Source organism: Geodermatophilus sp. URMC 65 (assembly GCF_053502545.1).
This window is the reverse complement of sequence record NZ_CP199954.1, coordinates 1,311,216-1,327,680: the sequence shown is the minus strand read 5'-3', so window position 1 is coordinate 1,327,680 and position 16,465 is coordinate 1,311,216. Positions and strand designations below refer to the sequence as shown.

Genomic DNA, 16,465 nt, shown 5'->3' with positions numbered 1-16,465 from the left:
GGGCTGGTGCGCAGGGTGCTCCGCGACGCCGAGCGGAGGCTCCGGGCGGCCCGGTGAGGCCGCTGCCGGTCACGGCAGCCGGGCGCACCGCAGCGAGGCGTGCAGCAGCAGCCGCGCGTCGCCGTCGGCCAGGTCCAGGCCGGTCAGCGCCTCGATCCGGCCGAGCCGGTGGTACAGCGTCTGCCGGTGCACGTGCAGGGTCGCGGCGGCGCGCGCGGGGCTGCAGCCGGCGTCCAGCCAGGTCTCGGCGGTGGCGGTCAGCACGGGGTCGGCCAGCAGCGGGCGGACGGCGGGGTCGGGGCCGGGCAGCGCCGCCACCAGCCGCCACCCACCCAGCTCACCCCAGTGCGCCACGGGGGAGAACCGCGGGGCGGCGGCGGCGACCCGCGCGGCGGAGCGCGCCTGCTCCCACCGGGCGGGCAGGCCGTGGGCACCGGTGCCCACGGCGGACAGCCCGGCGGTGCTCCCGGGCGGCAGGCCGGCCAGCGCGGCGGCGGTGACCGCGGCCGCCGGGCGCAGGTCTGCCGGACCGGGCAGCGGGACTGCGACGGCCACCGGTCCCGCACCGGGCAGCACGGCGCTGACCGCACCCGCGGCCGGCGCCCGCCACGGCGAGGGCAACCCCGAGCCGGCCGGCCGCAGCGCCACGAGCACCACCGGGGTGCGCTCGCCCCAGGCCGCGGTGAGCGTCCGGACCGCCTGCGCCTGCGCGTCGGGCGCGCCCGTGAGCGCGGTGGCCAGCGGGCGGGCCAGGTCGCCGGCGTCCTCCTCCCGCTCGGCCAGCAGCCGCCCGGCCTCGGCGGCCAGCTCCACCGCCGCGGCGAGCGCGGGGTCGTCGGTGGTGGGGTCGATGCGCCCGCCGTCGAGCAGCCACAGGTAGCCGCGGGTCCGTCCGGCGTGCCGGACCGGCAGCACCAGGCGGGTGAGGATCCCGGCGTCCGGGTCGCCCGGCGTGCGCAGCGGACCCTCGGCGACCGCGATCCCGAAGTCCTCGAACCAGCGCCGGGTCTCCGGCGTCGACCCGCGGCCGAGGATGGAGCGGGTGCGCACGGCGTCCATCACCGGCGTCTCGGCGGCGTCGACCGGGTGGGCGCAGAAGGCCAGCAGGGTGAACTGGGCGTCCTCGAGGGTCGCCGGGGCGCCGAGCAGTCCCGCGACCCGGTCGACCAGCTCCTGCAGCTCGTCGCGCACGCCCTCGTCCTCCTGTACACCTGTATGACACCGGACGGCGGGAACCGTACGTCTGTCGCTGGTCGTGCGGGGCGCGGCTGCCTAGCGTCAGAGGCGTCGGGTCCCCGGTCGCGGAGGTGGCGCGTGCTCTCTCAGAAGGCCCTGCTGCTCGGCGCCTCGCGGCGCCCGGAACTGCGCCGGCTGGTCACCGGCACCCCGGCCACCCGGCGGGTCGTCGACCGGTTCGTCGCCGGCGAGACCCTCGACGACGCCCTCGTCGTCGTCCGCCGGCTGACCGCCGAGGGGCTCACGGTGACCCTCGACCACCTCGGCGAGGGCGTGACCGACCGGACCGAGGCGACGCGCTCCCGCGACGCCTACCTGGCGCTGCTCGACGGGCTGGCGCCGCTGCGGCTGGGCCGCGCGGCCGAGGTGTCGGTGAAGCTATCGGCGTTCGGCCAGGCACTGCCCGACGGCGGCACCGACCTGGCGCTGGAGCTGGTCCGGCCCGTCGCCGAGGCGGCGTCGGCGATCGGCACCACGGTCACCCTCGACATGGAGGAGTCGACCACCGTCGACTCCACCCTCGCCGTCCTCGCCGAGCTGCGCCGCGACCACCCCGGCACCGGCGCGGTGCTGCAGGCCGCGCTGCACCGCACGGAGGACGACGCCGCCGCGCTGGCCGCCCCCGGCTCGCGGGTGCGCCTGGTCAAGGGCGCCTACGACGAGCCACCGTCGGTCGCCTACCAGGACCGCGCCGACGTCGACGCCGCCTACGCCCGCTGCCTCGGCGTGCTCATGCGCGGCCCCGGCCACCCGATGGTCGGCTCGCACGACCCGCGCATGATCGACCTCGCGCAGCGGCTGGCCGCCGAGTACGGCCGGACGCCGGACTCGTGGGAGGTGCAGATGCTCTACGGCATCCGCACCGGCGAGCAGCGCCGGCTGGCCGCCGAGGGCACGTGCGTGCGCGCCTACGTCCCCTACGGCGTCGACTGGTACGGCTACTTCATGCGCCGGCTGGCCGAGCGACCCGCGAACCTGCGCTTCTTCCTGCGCTCCCTCGTCAGCTCGAGCTGATCCACCCGTCATCCCACCCGCAGGAGATCCCCGATGGACGCCGTCACCCAGGTCCCCCCGCCGCGCAACGAGCCGGTGCTCACCTACGCCCCCGGCTCGCCGGAGCGCGCCGCGCTGCAGCAGCGCCTCACCCAGCTGGCCGGCGAGCCGCTCGAGCTCACCATGACGATCGGCGACGAGCAGCGGATGGGCGGGGGCGAGCGCTTCGACGTCGTCCAGCCGCACCGGCACGCCGCCGTCCTCGGCACCGCCGCGAACGCCACCCACGCCGACGCCGAGGAGGCCGTGGCCTGCGCCAAGGCAGCCGCCCCCGCGTGGCGCGACCTGTCGTTCGACGACCGGGCCGCGGTGTTCCTGCGCGCCGCCGAGCTGCTGTCCGGGCCGTGGCGGCAGACGCTCAACGCCGCGACGATGCTCGGCCAGTCGAAGACCGCCCACCAGGCCGAGATCGACTCGGCCTGCGAGCTCATCGACTTCTGGCGCTGGAACGTGCACTTCGCCCGCGAGATCGTGTCCGCGCAGCCGGTCTCCTCGCCCGGCGTGTGGAACCGCAGCGACCACCGGCCGCTCGAGGGGTTCGTCTACGCGGTCACGCCGTTCAACTTCACCGCGATCGCCGGCAACCTGCCCACCGCGCCGGCGCTCATGGGCAACTCCGTGGTCTGGAAGCCCGCGCCCACGCAGCAGTTCGCCGCCCACTTCATCATGCGGCTGCTGGAGGAGGCCGGGCTGCCGCCGGGCGTCATCTCGATGGTCACCGGCGACGGGGCCGCCGTCTCCGACGTCGCCCTGGCCGACCGTGACCTCGCCGGCATCCACTTCACCGGCTCGACGGCGGTGTTCCAGATGCTGTGGCGTCGGGTGGGGGAGAACATCGCCTCCTACCGCGGCTACCCGCGCATCGTCGGCGAGACCGGCGGCAAGGACTTCGTCGTCGCCCACCCCTCGGCCGACGTCGACGTGCTCCGGACGGCACTGGTCCGCGGCGCCTTCGAGTTCCAGGGGCAGAAGTGCTCGGCGGCCTCCCGCGCCTACGTCCCGCGGTCGGTGTGGACGCGGCTGCGCGACGACCTGGTCGGGGTCACCGAGTCGCTGGAGATGGGCGACGTCACCGACTTCTCCAACTTCATGGGCGCGGTGATCGACCGCAAGTCGTTCTCGAAGCTGTCCGGCGTCATCGACCGGGTGGACGACGACCCGGCGCTGTCGATCGTGGCCGGCGGGCAGGCCGACGACAGCGAGGGCTTCTTCGTCCGGCCGACCGTCATCGAGGGCACCGACCCCGAGCACGAGGTCTTCACCACCGAGTACTTCGGGCCGATCCTCGCGGTGCACGTCTACGACGACGCCGACTACGAGACCGTGCTCACCCAGATGGAGTCGGCGGCGCCGTACGCGCTCACCGGGGCCGTCATCGCAGAGGACCGCGCCGCCATCGCGCACGCGCAGCGCTTCCTGCGGTTCGCGGCGGGCAACTTCTACGTCAACGACAAGCCCACCGGCGCCGTCGTCGGCCAGCAGCCCTTCGGCGGCGGGCGGGCCTCGGGCACCAACGACAAGGCCGGCGCGGCGCAGAACCTGCAGCGCTGGACGTCGACCCGGTCGATCAAGGAGACGTTCGTGCCGCCGACCGACCACCGCTACCCGCACATGGGCTGAGGACCCCGACCTCCCCACCCCTCGCAGGCTCAGGGCGGGACCCGGGACGAGGCCATCAGCGGGCGGGCCAGCGGACCAGGCCGTCGTCGCCGAGCACGGCCCCCTCGGACGGGCGGTGCTCGGCGAGCCGGCCGTCGGGCATGAGGTGGTGCACGGGCACGCCGCGGCCGAGGACGGCGACGTCGGCGATGAGCCGGCGGTGGCAGCGCCACCACACGCTCTCGCTGCACATCACCGCCACGGTCGCCGCCGCAGCCTCGGCCAGCACCTCGTCGAGCGCCGCTGCGAACTCCGGCGTCCGGGTGGCTGCTGCGTAGGCGGCGAACTGGGCGACGGTCCACCAGCCGTCGGCGACCGGCTCGTCGGGCGGGAGCCGGCGGCGCCCACCCAGCCGCGCGTCCCACCGGTAGCCGACGCCGGCGGCGGGCAGCCACCGCTCGAGCGCGTCGGCCCGGACGTCGGGGTTGCTGCGACTGCCCGGGAACCGGCGGACGTCGACGACCAGCCCGACCCCCGCCCCGGTCAGCCGGGCGCCCAGGCGGGTGCGGTCGTCGGGGCCGTGGCCGACGGTGAGCAGGGGCACCCTGCCTACCCCGCCGGCGCTCAGCCGCGTCGGCGGGCGAGGCCGAGCACGTGCGGCGTGGCCGGGAGGGTGAGGCGGGAGTCGGGGAACCGCAGCCGGCGCAGGGCCGTGACCTCGAACCCGGCGCGCTGGATCGAGCCGACCGGATCGACGGCGGTGTGGCAGCCACCGGCCAGCAGCGGCCACAGGGTCGCGTCGGCGAGGCGCTGCACTGCGCGCACCCGCCGGGTCGGGCCGAGGCCGTGCTCGAGGAAGGCCAGGGTCCCCCCGGGACGCAGCACGCGGGTCACCTCGGCGAGCGCCCGGTCGCGGTCGGGCAGCGAGCACAGCACCAGGCAGAGCACGGCGGCGTCGGCACCGCGGTCCGGCAGGGGCAGCGCCTCGGCGGTGCCGGCAACGACGGTGACCGGCACGGGTGCTGCCCCAGCCGCCCGGGTGGCCAGGCGCCGGAGGTGCGGTTCGGGCTCGACCGCGGTCACCCCGGTCACCGCGGCCGGGTAGCGCGCGAAGTTGCGGCCGTTGCCGCAGCCGACCTCCGCCACCGACCCGGACAGCGGCGCGAGCAGCTCGGTGCGCAGTGCGCCGAGGCCCTCGGCGTCCATCCCCTCGCTGATGCGGGCGTACAGGCGGCTGAACACCGGGCGGGGACGGTCCGTCGGCGGGACGCGCTGGCGTGCGGGCACCCCCGGATGGTGCACGGCCGTCGACCGGCGCGGCGCTGCCGCGCACCCGGTCCCGCGCCGGCCGGCCGGGCCGGTCATGCTGGTCGGCCGGGCGATGGGGCCAGGTCGAGGGGAGCGGTGTGGCACAGGGGACGACGGGATCGCGGCCGTCGCTGTGGCGGCTGCCGGCGGTGCGGGCGCTGGCCGGCGCGACGGTGCTGGGCTTCACCAGCTTCACCCTGACCCTGGCCTCGCTGCCCGCGTACGCGGTCGCCGGTGGCGCCGCCACCGACATCGCCGGACTGGTCACCGCGGTGTTCCTCGCGGCCACCGTCGCCGGCCAGTCGGCAGTGCCGGCGCTGACCGCGCGGTTCGGCCCGGGCCCGGTGCTGGCCGTCGGGCTCGTCGCCCTCGGCGCCCCCTCGCCGCTGTACGCGGTGGACGACGGGCTGCTCTGGCTCTCGGCGGTCTCCGCGGTGCGCGGCCTCGGCTTCGCGGTGCTCACCGTGCTCGGCGCGACGCTGGCCGTGCAGGTGGCCCCACCGGAGCGGCGCGGCGAGTCGATCGGCCTCTACGGGCTGGCCATCGCGGTGCCCAACCTGGCCTTCGTCCCGGCCGGGGTGGCGCTCGTGCTCGGCGGGCACGCGGCCTGGATGGCGTGGCTGGCCGCCGCGCCGGTGCTCGCGCTGCCGCTGGTACCCGGTGTCGTCCGGGGGGTGCGCGCCGAGCCGCGCACCGGGACGTCGTCCTCCCGGGCCGCGGTGCTCGCGGCGCTGGCGCCGTCCGGAGTGCTGCTCGTGGTCACCCTCGCCGGCGGCGGCCTGGTGACGTTCCTGCCGATCGAGCGGCCCGACGGCGTCGTGGCGACGGCGGCGCTGCTGGTCTTCGGTGTCACCGCGGCGCTGTCCCGGTGGCGGACCGGGGCGCTCGCCGACCGGACGGGCACCCGGCTGCTGCTGCCGCTGGCGCTGCTCCTGTCCGCTGGGGGCATGGCGGTCGTCGCCCTGGGGCTGGAGGCCGGCGCCGGGTGGGTGCTGGCCGGCTCCGCCGTCTTCGGCGCGGGCTACGGCACCGTGCAGAACCTGACGCTGCTGGCCGCCTTCGCCCGCGCCGGCGAGAGCGGGGCCACCACCGCGAGCGCGGTGTGGAACGCCTCGTTCGACGCGGGGACCGCCGTCGGCGCGCTCGTGCTCGGCCTCGTCGCGGCGGGGGTCGGGCTGCCGTGGACCTACGTCCTGGTGGCCGGGGCGCTGCTGCTCACCCTCCCGCTGGCGCGGGTGGCGACGCGGCCGTAGGTCAGCCTGACCCGGGTCGCCGGCCCCTGCCCGCGCCGTCCGGCCGGGTGTAGACCTCAGCGATGGGCGAGTCCGAGGTCCGCGACCTGTTCCGCCGCGCGGTCGCCGACGACGACGCGGCCGCCATGCGGGCGGGGCTGGACCGGGTGCTCGGCCTGACCGCCGGCACGGGGCTGTCGGCCGAGGACGAGTACCGGGTCCGGCACCCCGACTACGTGATGGAGATGCCGCAGTCCGGCGAGCGCATCCGCGGCCGCGAGGCGATGCGGGCCATGCAAGAGGCGTTCCCCACCCCGCCGCGGCTCACCGTGCGGCGCGTGGTCGGCGCCGGCCACGTGTGGGTGCTCGAGGGGGTCAACAACTACGACGGGGAGGTCTGGCACGTCGCGCTCGTCCTGGAGTTCGACGGCGAGGGACGGATCGTGCGCGACACCCGCTACTACGCGCAGCCCCTCGAGCCGCCTACCTGGCGGGCTCCGTGGGTCGAGCCGCTCGGCTGACCGTCAGCCGGCGGCGCGGGCGGCGGCCTCGCCCAGCGCGCGGAGGAAGAGGACCTCCTCAGCCGACCGGCGCAGCCACGTGCGCAGCCCGTCGGGGTCGTTGCGGTGCCGGTCGCGCAGCTGCCCGAGGTTCAGCTGCCGGGTGCTGGCCTGCGCGCGTTGCGCCGGGGGAAGCTGCCGGCCGTGGGCGCGCGCGATCGCGGTCAGGCCGGCGCCGACGAACACCAGGTCGCGGATCTCGGGGATGCCGGCGAGCAGCTCGTCCACCCCGGCGGCGTCGTCGGCGGAGAGGCGGCGGACCAGCTCGTCGGCGGTCCGGCGTCCGGTCTCCTGCGGGTCGGGTGCGGTCACCCGGGCCATTGTCGTCGTCCCTGCGCGGGGGGTCCCGGCGGCCCCCGGCGTTGACCATGGGGTCGTTGCCGACGGCATCGGCGTGTCCGGCCGTGTCGCCTGCGACGACCCCGTGATCAACAGACTCCGGGCGTCAGGCGTCGCGCCGGGTGAAGACGACCGCGGCGAGCACCAGGACGGCGGCGACCTCGGCGGCGAACACCGCGAAGCCCACCCACGGGTCGAGCAGCAGCGGGTTGAACGACTCCGGCGTCGCGATCCTCGACCCGGCGTTGCCCGGCATCAGCTTGGTCGCCCACTCGCCCCAGGCGCCGGGCAGCACCATCACCAGGTTGCCGACGACGAAGACCAGGCCCAGCACGACGGCCAGCGCCGCGGCGGTGTGCCGCACCAGCAGGCCGACGCCGGCGGCGAACAGCCCGAGCCCGGCCATGTAGAGACCGCTGCCGAGGATCGACCGCAGCACGCCGTCGTCGGTCAGCGCCAGGCCGATGCCCTCGCGGTCGAGGAACCAGTTGCCGCCGAGGTAGCCGGCCAGCGCGGTCAGGGTGCCGGCGACGAACAGCGTCGAGGCGAGCACCGCGGCCTTGGCCGCCAGCACCGCGCCGCGCCGCGGGGTGGCCGCGAGCGTCGCGCGGATCATCCCGGTCCCGTACTCGCTGGTGACCACGAGTGCACCCAGGACGACGGCCGTCACCTGCGCGAACACGATGCCCCAGGTGACGAAGGCGCCCACCGGCTCGCCGACGCCCCCACGGGCCAGCGCCTCGGCGCTCAGCGCGCACACCAGCGTGGTCAGGCCGGCACCCAGCACGAACATCGCGCCGAGCGACCAGGGCGTCGAGCGGACGGTCCAGAACTTGACCCACTCCGCCCGCAGCGTCGCGCCGGCGCCGGGTGCCGCCGGGGTCCCGGTCCGGGTCCAGGCGTGGGTGCCCACGGTGGCGGTCATCGGGAGGCTCCTGCGGGGGTGGCGGCGTACTCGACGCTGTCGGCGGTCAGGGTCATGAAGGCGTCCTCGAGCGAGGAGCGCACCAGGGTCAGCTCGTGCAGCAGCAGGCCGGAGCGGCCGACCAGCTCACCGACGGCGGCCGCCTCCAGGCCCCGCACCCGCAGCTCCTCGCCGTGCGCGGCGACGTCCAGGCCCTCGCGGCGCAGCAGGGTGGCGACCTGGTCGTGCTGGGGGCTGCGGACCCGCACGTGGGAGGCGGCGTGCTGGGCGACGAACTCCGCCGTCGAGCAGTCGGCCAGCACCCGGCCGCGGCCGATGACGACGAGGTGGTCGGCGGTCAGGGCCATCTCCGACATCAGGTGGCTGGAGACGAACACCGTGCGGCCCTGGGCGGCGAGGTCGCGGGCGAGGGTCCGCACCCACCGGATGCCCTCGGGGTCCAGGCCGTTGACCGGCTCGTCGAGGACGACGACCGGCGGATCGCCGATCAGCGCGGCCGCGATGCCCAGCCGCTGGCCCATGCCGAGGGAGAACCGGCCCACCCGCTGGTCGGCGACCGCGGTGAGCCCGACCAGGTCGAGCACCTCGTCGACGCGGGCACGCGGGATGCCGTTGCTGGCCGCCAGCCAGCGCAGGTGGTCGCGTGCCGAGCGGCCCGGGTGCAGGGCGCGGGCCTCGAGCAGCGCACCCACCTCACGCAGCGGCGCTGGGTAGTCGGCGTAGCGGCGGCCGTTGACGGTGACGCTGCCCGAGGTCGGGCGGTCCAGGCCGAGGACCATCCGCATCGTCGTGGACTTGCCGGCGCCGTTTGGACCGAGGAAGCCGGTCACCCGGCCGGGCTCGACGGTGAAGCTGATCCCGTCGACGGCGGTGCGGGTGCCGTAGGTCTTGGTGAGGCGGTGGGCGGCGATCACGGGGTCACCGGGCCGCGGGCGGTCGGGGAGGTCATGGCGTCGAGGCTCTCGGTCGCCGGCGCCCGGGGGTATCCGGGAACCCCCTGGACCGACCCTGACCGTTCCCCCAACCGCTCCACCCCCCCGTCGAGATCACGGGATCTCGCATGCCTCGAGCCGGGCATCGGTGCGAGATCGCGCGATCTCGACGGGGGGTGGGGACCGGCTCAGGCCGCGCGGGCGGCCTCGGGGTGCAGCAGCCGGCGCAGCGCCACGGCGGCCTCGCGTCCGGCCCGGTTGGCGCCCACCGTGCTCGCCGAGGGCCCGTAGCCGACCAGGTGCACCCGCGGCTCCCCGGCCACGTGCGTGCCCTCCATCCGGATGCCGCCGCCGGGCCCGCGCAGACCCAGCGGCGCCAGGTGGCCCAGCGCCGCCCGGAAGCCGGTGGCCCACAGGACGGCGTCGGCGCGGACGGAGCGGCCGTCGTCCCACGCCACGCCGTCGGGGGTGAGCCGGTCGAACACCGGCAGCCGGTCGAGGACGCCGCGGGCGCGCGCCTCCCGCACCCAGGGCGTGACGACCAGCCCGGTGACGCCGACGACGCTGCCGGGGGAGCGGCCCTCGCGGACGGCGTCCTCGACCAGCGCGACCGCCGCCCGCCCCTCGTCGGAGCCGAACGGCTCCTCGCGCCAGACCGGCGGACGCCGGGTCACCCAGGTGGTGTCGGCGACCTCGGCGATCTCCCCGAGCAGTTGCACCGCCGAGGCGCCGCCACCCACCACGACCACCGACTGCCCGGCGAACTCCGCGGCGCCCCGGTAGTCGACCGGAGTCAGCTGGCGGCCGCGGAAGACCTCCTGCCCCGGGTAGCGCGGCACGAACGGCCGGGTCCAGGTGCCGGTGGCGTTGACGACGGCGTCGGCGGTCCAGTCGCCGTCCGACGTCTCGACGCGGAAGCGGCCGTCCGGCCGTGCCCTCCGGCCCGACTCCGCGCCGCGGTCCGCTCCTCGCTCGCAGAGCTCACTGCGGCTGTCGTCGGGCGCACGGCGGACGGCGCGCACCCGGACCGGCCGGTGCACCGGCAGGGCGAAGTGCCGCTCGTACTCGGCGAAGTAGGCGGGGACCGCGTCGGCGGCCGGGACGTCGTCCCCCGTCGGCGGGAAGGGCAGGCCGGGCAGGTCGTGCACGTGGTGGGTGCGGGCCAGCGTCAGCGAGGGCCAGCGGTGCTGCCAGGCGCCCCCGGCGCGCTCCTCGGCGTCGAGGACGACGAGGTCGAGCCCCAGTCGGGCCAGGTGGTGCGCCGCACTCAGCCCGGCCTGGCCGGCCCCGATGACGACGACCTCGACGTCCCTGCTCACGTGAGGGTCAACCGCGGCAGGCGCCCCCGGCTTCCGGCCGCGGCCGGTCCAGGTCGGCGCCCGCGAGCGTCGCAGTGTCGTGCGGGGAGCCCGCCACGCCGTTCCGCGCACCTTGCGGATCTCTTGCGGTCGTCCGGCGGGTGCCCTGCGGATGGACCGCCAGAGTCCTCCGTGTCACCGAGACGACGAGCACCGAGGGCGCCACCAGCTCGCTGGACTTCGTGTTCAGCGCCAGCCAGGGCGCGGGCGTCGCGCGGTGAGAGCGGCCCCGACCGGGGCCTGAGGACAGCCGGCGTCTCCATCGCACGGGGGGACGGAGCCGCCGGCGCATCGACCGGCGGCGTCGAGGGGGACGACGCCGCCGGGCACGACGCCGCCGGGCACGACGCCGCCGGGCACGACGCCGCCGGGCACGACGCCGCCGGGCACGACGACCGGGGCACCAGGGGGAAGGGTGCATCGCGGTCGGGCCGGGGGACGCCGCGGGGGAACGGCGCACCCGGTCGCACGACGACCGGCACGACCGTGGGGACGGGAGAGCCGGTCGAGGGGGAACGCACGGGGCCGGCCGCGGGGGACCGCGGCCGGCCCCGCCGCGTCGGCCGGATCCCGGCTGGTTCGTGACACCCGTGGCGGACGGTACCCGTCCCGGTGCGGGGCGTTCCTGGCAACGGGAGATGCCCTCCGTCCTGCACGGTTTCCCAATACGGGTTACGTTCGTTCCGTGACACAGTGTGAGGAGACGGCCCAGGCGGTCTGCCCGACCCGCACGCGGACCGGAGGGCGCCGACTCGACGCGTCGCGGGACGCCGCGATCGCCTCGGCCGTGGTCGACGTGCTCGGCCGGTCCGGCTACGGCGGCCTGACGATGGACGCCGTCGCGATGGCCGCCGGGGTCGGCAAGGCGACGATCTACCGGCGCTGGTCGAGCAAGGCCGAGCTGCTGATCAGCGTCATGGAGGTGGTGGGCGCGCCGGTGCTGCAGGTGCCCGACACGGGGAAGCTCCGCGAGGACCTGGTCGCCGTCCTGACCGAGGTGGTGGAGCTCGTCAGCGGTCCCTCGGGGCGGGCGATCCGCAGCCTGCTCGGCGCCGTCATCGACGACCCGGTGCTGCAGGAGGGCAGCCGCCGCCTGCCGCTGGCCAACTGGGACGCCGCCTGGGAGACCGTCGTCGCCCGCGCGGTCGAGCGCGGCGAGGTCCCCGCCGGAGCCGAGCAGTCGATCGCGGCGGAGGTCGGCCCGGCGGTGCTCGCGCTGCGCTGGCTGGTCACCGGGCGGCCGCTGGACCACGCCGTGGTGACCGACCTGGTCGACCGCGTCGTCCTGCCCCTGTTGCAGCGTCCGTAGCGCGGTCGCACCGCAGCAGCGATGCTGTGGTCCGACCCCCGGGTGCCGGGGCGGCGGGCGGAGGACTGCGTGAACCTGGAGAAGGTCGTCTTCGGGTTCTTCGTGCTGCTCGCCGCGACGCTGAACTTCGGGTTCTTCATCGGTGACATCGACCGCCCCGAGCTGCACAACCCCTACGAGTTGTTCGCCGCGGTCGTCGTCAACCTCATCGCGACCGTGCTGAAGTTCGGCGACCGCACCCAGATCGGCGCGATCCACCTGGCGACCAGCCTCGTGGCCAGCCTGCAGCTGGTCGGGGCCGCCCTGATGTACGGCTACGCCGAGTACGTCTCGTCAGCGGGCATGACCGCGGGGTGGACGGCGAGCGTCGTGTCGCTGTCCGGTGGCGCTCTGATGGCCAACGTCGTCTCCGTCGTCCTGCTGGTGATCGAGACCGTCTCCTTCCACCGCGGGTGAGCCGGAGGTCGCCGTGGGCAACCCGTTGCTGACGTTCTGGGGGCGCCGCCACCGGCGCGAGGAAGAGGAGCGGCGGGCCCGTCGCGCTCGGCTGCTGGCGGCCGCCGCGTCGGCCAACCGGGCCTCGGAGACGATCTTCCTGATCCTGCGGCGGATGCGGGCGCCGCTGATCGTGCTGATCGCCATCTTCGGGGTCAGCGTGCTGGGGCTGACCCTCATCCCCGGGCAGGACGCCGAGGGCCGCCCCTGGGACATGGGCTTCTTCGACGCCATCTACGTCATGAGCTACACGGCGACCACGATCGGCTTCGGGGAGATCCCCTACCCGTTCACCTACAACCAGCGGATGTGGGTGACCATCTCGATCTACCTCACGGTGGTCGGCTGGGCCTACGCGATCGGCTCGTTGCTCGGCCTGCTGCAGGACCGGGCGTTCCGCTCGGCGCTCGCACTGCAGCGCTTCACCCGCAGGGTCGCCCGGCTGTCCGAGCCGTTCGTGCTCATCGCCGGCTACGGGCGCGCCGGCGAGCTGCTCGGGCACTCGATGGACGCCCTCGGCCGGCGGGTCGTCGTCCTGGACCGGAACGACGAGCGGATCGACGGACTGGAGCTCGAGTCGTACCACGGCGACGTCCCCGGGCTGGCCGCCGACGCCCGGGACCCCGGGCACCTCGGGGTGGCGGGCCTGGACCACCCCTGTTGCGAGGCGGTCGTGGCGCTCACCGACGACGACGAGGCCAACCTCGCCGTCGTCATGACCACCGCCCTGCTGCGCCCCGACCTCCCGGTGATCGCGCGCGCGACAACCCACGTCATCGCCGAGCGGATGCGGGTGTTCGGCTCGCCCAGCGTGGTCAACCCCTTCGACCTGTTCGGCGACCACGTGCGGCTGGCGCTGCGGGCGCCGGCGTCGTACCAGCTGCTGACCTGGCTGGAGAGCGGGCCCGGGGCCGTGCTGCCGCCGCGGGGCGCGCCGCCGCGCAGCGGCCGCTGGGTGGTGTGCGGCTACGGCCGGCTGGGCCGGGAGCTCACCGAGGACCTGCGCGCCGAGGGCATCGACGTGACCGTCATCGACCCGAGCCCGCACGACGACGTGGACGACGTCGTCGTGGCCGGCGGCTACGAGTCCGGCGTCCTGAGGGCGGTGGGGCTCGAGGAGGCCGTGGGCTTCGTCGCCGGGACGGACAACGACATCACGAACCTCTCGCTGGTGGAGACCGCCCGCCGGGCGAACCCGGGCCTATTCCTCACCGCCCGGCAGAACCGGCCGGCGAGCGCGCCGCTGTTCGCCGCGATGGAACTCGACGCGCTGCTCGTCCCCACGGAGGAGGTCGCGCACGAGGTGTACGCGCAGCTCTCCACGCCGTTGCTCTGGCGCTTCCTGCGCGAGATGCCGGCGCTGGGGGACGACTGGGCCGCGGCCGTCGTCGACCGGCTGACCGCCCTGTGCGGGCAGCACCTCCAGGCGCTGTGGAAGGTGCGGCTCACCGAGCGGGAGGCGCCCGCTCTGACGCCCTGGCTGGCCTCCGGGGAGGCGCGGCTGGGCGATCTGATGCGCAACCCGGAGAACCGCGACGAGCCCCTCCACGCGGTGCCGCTGCTCCTGCTCCGGGGGGACGACGCAACGCTGGCACCGGGCCCCGACTGCGTCCTGGCACCCGGGGACGAGCTGCTGCTCGCCGGCTGGCCGGCCGCCCGGCGGGCGCTGGAGGTCACCCTCGTCGTCGACGCGGTCCGCGAGTACCTGGTGACCGGCCGCCGGGTGCCGTCGGGCTGGCTGTGGCGGAAGCTCCACGGCGCCCCGGCGGCAGCGGCCGCTGACGAGGAGACGCGGCCGACCGCGCCCACGCCGTCCTGACCGCGACGGGAGCACCTCCCGGCGGGCTCGGCCGGTGCTTCACTGACGGCACGGGTCGCACGGCGAGGAGCCGCAGATGCACACGCTGACCGCACCGCTGACACTCCGAGCCGTCCTGGCGGCCGAGCCCTGCGTGGCCGGCGACATCGGCCCCGAACGCCGGGAGATCGAGTGCGAGCCGGTGGCCGACCCGGCCCCGGCCGCGCCGAGCCCCGAACCCGTTCCAGCGGCACCCGCCCCGGCGTGACCCTCCCGGTCGACCCCGGCGCGGACCCGCCGGCGCTGGTCCCGGGGGAGCTGCAGGGCTACCGGCGCTTCCGCCTGGCCGAGGACGGGCTGCGCCCACCGGTGCACGTCGGCGCCGGCCCCTGGAGCTGGCCGGTCGAGCACGCCCGCTGCATGGTGGACGACGGGCACCTGCCGCCGGCGCGCGGGTGCGGCTGCGGCCTCTACGGCTGGTACCACCCCAGCCACACCGGCCTGGGGACCGGCTGGGGGGACGTGACCGCGGTGGTCGCCGCCCGCGGCCGGATCGTCCTCGGCGACACCGGCTTCCGCGCCGCCGCGGCCCGCGTCCAGGCCGTCAGCCTCCCTCGCCGCGCTCGGCTCTCCCGCCGACGTCGCCGCCGCTGCGAGCGGCTGCTGGCCGAGCGCTACCCCGGGGTGCTCGTGTACCGGTCGCGGCGGCGGATGCTGCGCCGGCACCCGCCCGAGGACCTGTCGGCCCTCGGCGTCGCCGTCCGCCCCAGCCGGGCGCCGCGCTACCGCTGGACCGCGCTGGCCGTGTGGCTGGCCGGCGTCCTGGTGCTGTGCTCGGTCGCCGTGGTCCCGCGGCCGGTGCTCCTCGGCATCACCCCGGCGGGGTGGCTCGGTGCGCTCGCCTGCTTCGTGCTGTGGCAGGCGACCCTCGTCTGGCTGGTGTGCCGGGCCTCGCCGCCGCCCGGTCAGGCGCCGCGGTAGGTGCCGACCGTCCAGAGGTTGCCGTCGGCGTCGCGGACGCCGAACTCGTGCGAGCCGTAGTCGGTGTCGTGCAGCTCCTGCAGCACCTCGACCCCGGCCATGCCGCGGACGCGCTCCCAGGCGGCGTCGACGGTGGCCGGCTCGGCCGCGACGACGTAGACGCCCTGGGGTCCGAGGGCGCCCCAGTCACCGGGCTTGCCGCGGGTGCCGAACATGACGCCCCCGCCGTCCGGCCAGCGTGCCTCGGCGTGCGCGACGGTGCCGTCCTCGTCGCGGTAGCAGGCGGTGACGGTGAAGCCGAGTCCCTCGGTGAGGAAGCGGACGCCGGCGTCGACGTCGGTGAAGCCGACGCTCGGCCAGACGGTGGGAGCAGGGGCGGTGGTCGTCCTCACATCGGTCATGCCGGGGAGGATGCCCCCTCGGCCGGGGCGCTGTCTTGGACGAACGGGAGCTCCTCGCGCAGCCACGTGCCGACGCTGCACCCGGCCAGCGCCCGCCACTCCCGGGCCAGGTGCGGCTGGTCGGCGTAGCCGCACCGGACGGCGACCTCGGCCAGCGGCGGACGCCGCGGGTCGAGCAGCAGCCGGCGGGTGGCCTCGAACCGGGCGATCCGCGCCGCCTGCTTGGGCGGGACGCCGGTGACCAGCCGGAACTGCTCGCTCAGGTGGCGCCGGCTCCAGCCGACGTGCGCTGCCAGGTCCTCGACCCGGCAGCGGCCGGCGCTGCGGTGCAGCACGCGCCAGGCCTCGCGCACCTCGGGTGGTACCGGCGCGACGTCCCCGCAGAGCCGGTCGAGCAGCGCCGCGTCGAGCCGGGTGAACCGCTCGGCCCAGCCGGGAGCCGCGGCCAGGTCGTCCACGAGCCGGTCCGCCGGCCGGCCGAGGACGTCGGCCAGGTCGACGGTGCGCTCGGCGAGCTCGGCCGCCGGCAGCCCGAGGAGGCCAGCCGCGGCCAGTGGGGTGAGGGCGTACTGGAGGCCTTCCTGGGGCCGGGTGGCGTCGATGAGCGCCGGCCGGGTGTGCAGGCCCCCGAGCACGGCGTGCGCGGCCACGGCGGGGCCGGTGCCGCTGACCCGCAGCGGTGCGGCCAGCTCGACGACCAGCGTCAGGTGGCGGGAGGGCAGCCCGCGGTGCAGCCCCGTCGGCAGAGCGGGGGAGCGGTAGCCGTGTGCCGCCGCGACGAACGGGCGCAGCGGCGCCGGGACGACGTGGCGCACGAGGGACACGGGTCGGACCTCCCCCGCTCGGCGGCCGGTGGACGGCGCCATCCTGCCGCTCGGCGGGCCAGCCGGGGAGCCCGCCGACCCCCGTCCGGGAGCCGTCCTCCTCCGGCCGGCCGGC

Annotated in this window: 18 protein-coding genes; 9 read left to right on the top strand and 9 right to left on the bottom strand. The window is 76.3% G+C overall.

The window, feature by feature from the left end; all coding sequences use genetic code 11:
• Positions 1-69: 69 nt before the first annotated feature.
• Entirely contained in the window at positions 70-1,191 is a 1,122-nt protein-coding gene (locus ACWIX7_RS06315; protein ID WP_448620700.1) for a PucR family transcriptional regulator, read from the bottom strand.
• A 123-nt stretch (positions 1,192-1,314) separates the two neighbouring features.
• Here ACWIX7_RS06315 and ACWIX7_RS06310 point away from each other — a divergent pair, with 123 nt between their 5' ends.
• Positions 1,315-2,250: a proline dehydrogenase family protein gene (locus ACWIX7_RS06310; RefSeq protein ID WP_448620699.1), complete on the top strand. Its 936-nt coding sequence runs from the start codon at positions 1,315-1,317 to the stop codon at positions 2,248-2,250.
• A 33-nt stretch (positions 2,251-2,283) separates the two neighbouring features.
• The gene (pruA, locus tag ACWIX7_RS06305; protein ID WP_448620698.1) at positions 2,284-3,909 is read left to right on the top strand and encodes an L-glutamate gamma-semialdehyde dehydrogenase; all 1,626 of its coding nucleotides are present in this window, start codon (positions 2,284-2,286) and stop codon (positions 3,907-3,909) included.
• Between the two features lie 55 nt (positions 3,910-3,964).
• On the opposite strand, the gene ACWIX7_RS06300 is transcribed toward pruA, so the two are convergent.
• Positions 3,965-4,492 (bottom strand): DUF488 domain-containing protein, encoded by a 528-nt coding sequence (locus ACWIX7_RS06300; protein WP_448620697.1) that lies wholly within the window; start codon positions 4,490-4,492, stop codon positions 3,965-3,967.
• 20 nt (positions 4,493-4,512) lie between these two features.
• Positions 4,513-5,175 carry a class I SAM-dependent methyltransferase gene (locus ACWIX7_RS06295; protein WP_448620696.1) on the bottom strand — a complete coding sequence of 221 codons (663 nt, stop codon included), beginning with the start codon at positions 5,173-5,175 and terminating at the stop codon, positions 4,513-4,515.
• 119 nt (positions 5,176-5,294) lie between these two features.
• Between ACWIX7_RS06295 and ACWIX7_RS06290 the strand changes: the two genes are divergently transcribed.
• Together ACWIX7_RS06290 and ACWIX7_RS06285 are read left to right on the top strand one after the other, a co-directional pair.
• Entirely contained in the window at positions 5,295-6,449 is a 1,155-nt protein-coding gene (locus ACWIX7_RS06290; RefSeq protein ID WP_448620695.1) for an MFS transporter, read from the top strand.
• Positions 6,450-6,511: 62 nt separating this feature from the next.
• Complete coding sequence (locus ACWIX7_RS06285) at positions 6,512-6,949, top strand: hypothetical protein (RefSeq protein WP_448620694.1); 438 nt, start codon at positions 6,512-6,514, stop codon at positions 6,947-6,949.
• 3 nt (positions 6,950-6,952) lie between these two features.
• Here the strand turns inward: ACWIX7_RS06285 and ACWIX7_RS06280 are convergent, their stop codons facing one another.
• The 4 genes from ACWIX7_RS06280 to ACWIX7_RS06265 form a co-directional block, all read right to left on the bottom strand.
• A complete protein-coding gene (locus ACWIX7_RS06280; protein WP_448620693.1) occupies positions 6,953-7,300 on the bottom strand; it encodes a hypothetical protein in 348 nt (115 codons plus the stop codon).
• 133 nt (positions 7,301-7,433) lie between these two features.
• A complete protein-coding gene (locus tag ACWIX7_RS06275; protein ID WP_448620692.1) occupies positions 7,434-8,252 on the bottom strand; it encodes an ABC transporter permease subunit in 819 nt (272 codons plus the stop codon).
• Complete coding sequence (locus ACWIX7_RS06270; RefSeq protein ID WP_448620691.1) at positions 8,249-9,166, bottom strand: ABC transporter ATP-binding protein; 918 nt, start codon at positions 9,164-9,166, stop codon at positions 8,249-8,251. Before ACWIX7_RS06270 ends, ACWIX7_RS06275 begins: the two co-directional genes overlap by 4 nt.
• A gap of 206 nt (positions 9,167-9,372) precedes the next feature.
• Positions 9,373-10,503: an FAD-dependent oxidoreductase gene (locus ACWIX7_RS06265; protein ID WP_448620690.1), complete on the bottom strand. Its 1,131-nt coding sequence runs from the start codon at positions 10,501-10,503 to the stop codon at positions 9,373-9,375.
• Positions 10,504-11,227: 724 nt separating this feature from the next.
• Here ACWIX7_RS06265 and ACWIX7_RS06260 point away from each other — a divergent pair.
• The 5 genes from ACWIX7_RS06260 to ACWIX7_RS06240 all read left to right on the top strand — a co-directional run bounded on the left by ACWIX7_RS06260 (position 11,228) and on the right by ACWIX7_RS06240 (position 15,125).
• Complete coding sequence (locus ACWIX7_RS06260) at positions 11,228-11,851, top strand: TetR/AcrR family transcriptional regulator (RefSeq protein ID WP_448620689.1); 624 nt, start codon at positions 11,228-11,230, stop codon at positions 11,849-11,851.
• A gap of 69 nt (positions 11,852-11,920) precedes the next feature.
• On the top strand, positions 11,921-12,307 hold the full coding sequence (locus tag ACWIX7_RS06255) for a DUF6394 family protein (protein ID WP_448620688.1): 387 nt from the start codon (positions 11,921-11,923) through the stop codon (positions 12,305-12,307).
• 13 nt (positions 12,308-12,320) lie between these two features.
• Complete coding sequence (locus ACWIX7_RS06250; RefSeq protein WP_448620687.1) at positions 12,321-14,165, top strand: potassium channel family protein; 1,845 nt, start codon at positions 12,321-12,323, stop codon at positions 14,163-14,165.
• 76 nt (positions 14,166-14,241) lie between these two features.
• Positions 14,242-14,412 carry a hypothetical protein gene (locus tag ACWIX7_RS06245; protein ID WP_448620686.1) on the top strand — a complete coding sequence of 57 codons (171 nt, stop codon included), beginning with the start codon at positions 14,242-14,244 and terminating at the stop codon, positions 14,410-14,412.
• Entirely contained in the window at positions 14,409-15,125 is a 717-nt protein-coding gene (locus ACWIX7_RS06240) for a hypothetical protein (protein ID WP_448620685.1), read from the top strand. The genes ACWIX7_RS06245 and ACWIX7_RS06240 overlap by 4 nt, the downstream gene beginning before the upstream one ends.
• Here the strand turns inward: ACWIX7_RS06240 and ACWIX7_RS06235 are convergent.
• Both ACWIX7_RS06235 and ACWIX7_RS06230 read right to left on the bottom strand, forming a co-directional pair.
• Entirely contained in the window at positions 15,110-15,526 is a 417-nt protein-coding gene (locus ACWIX7_RS06235; RefSeq protein WP_448620684.1) for a VOC family protein, read from the bottom strand. The two genes, ACWIX7_RS06240 and ACWIX7_RS06235, sit on opposite strands and share 16 nt — an antisense overlap.
• The gene (locus ACWIX7_RS06230) at positions 15,523-16,350 is read right to left on the bottom strand and encodes a helix-turn-helix domain-containing protein (RefSeq protein WP_448620683.1); all 828 of its coding nucleotides are present in this window, start codon (positions 16,348-16,350) and stop codon (positions 15,523-15,525) included. Before ACWIX7_RS06230 ends, ACWIX7_RS06235 begins: the two co-directional genes overlap by 4 nt.
• Positions 16,351-16,465 lie beyond the last annotated feature (115 nt).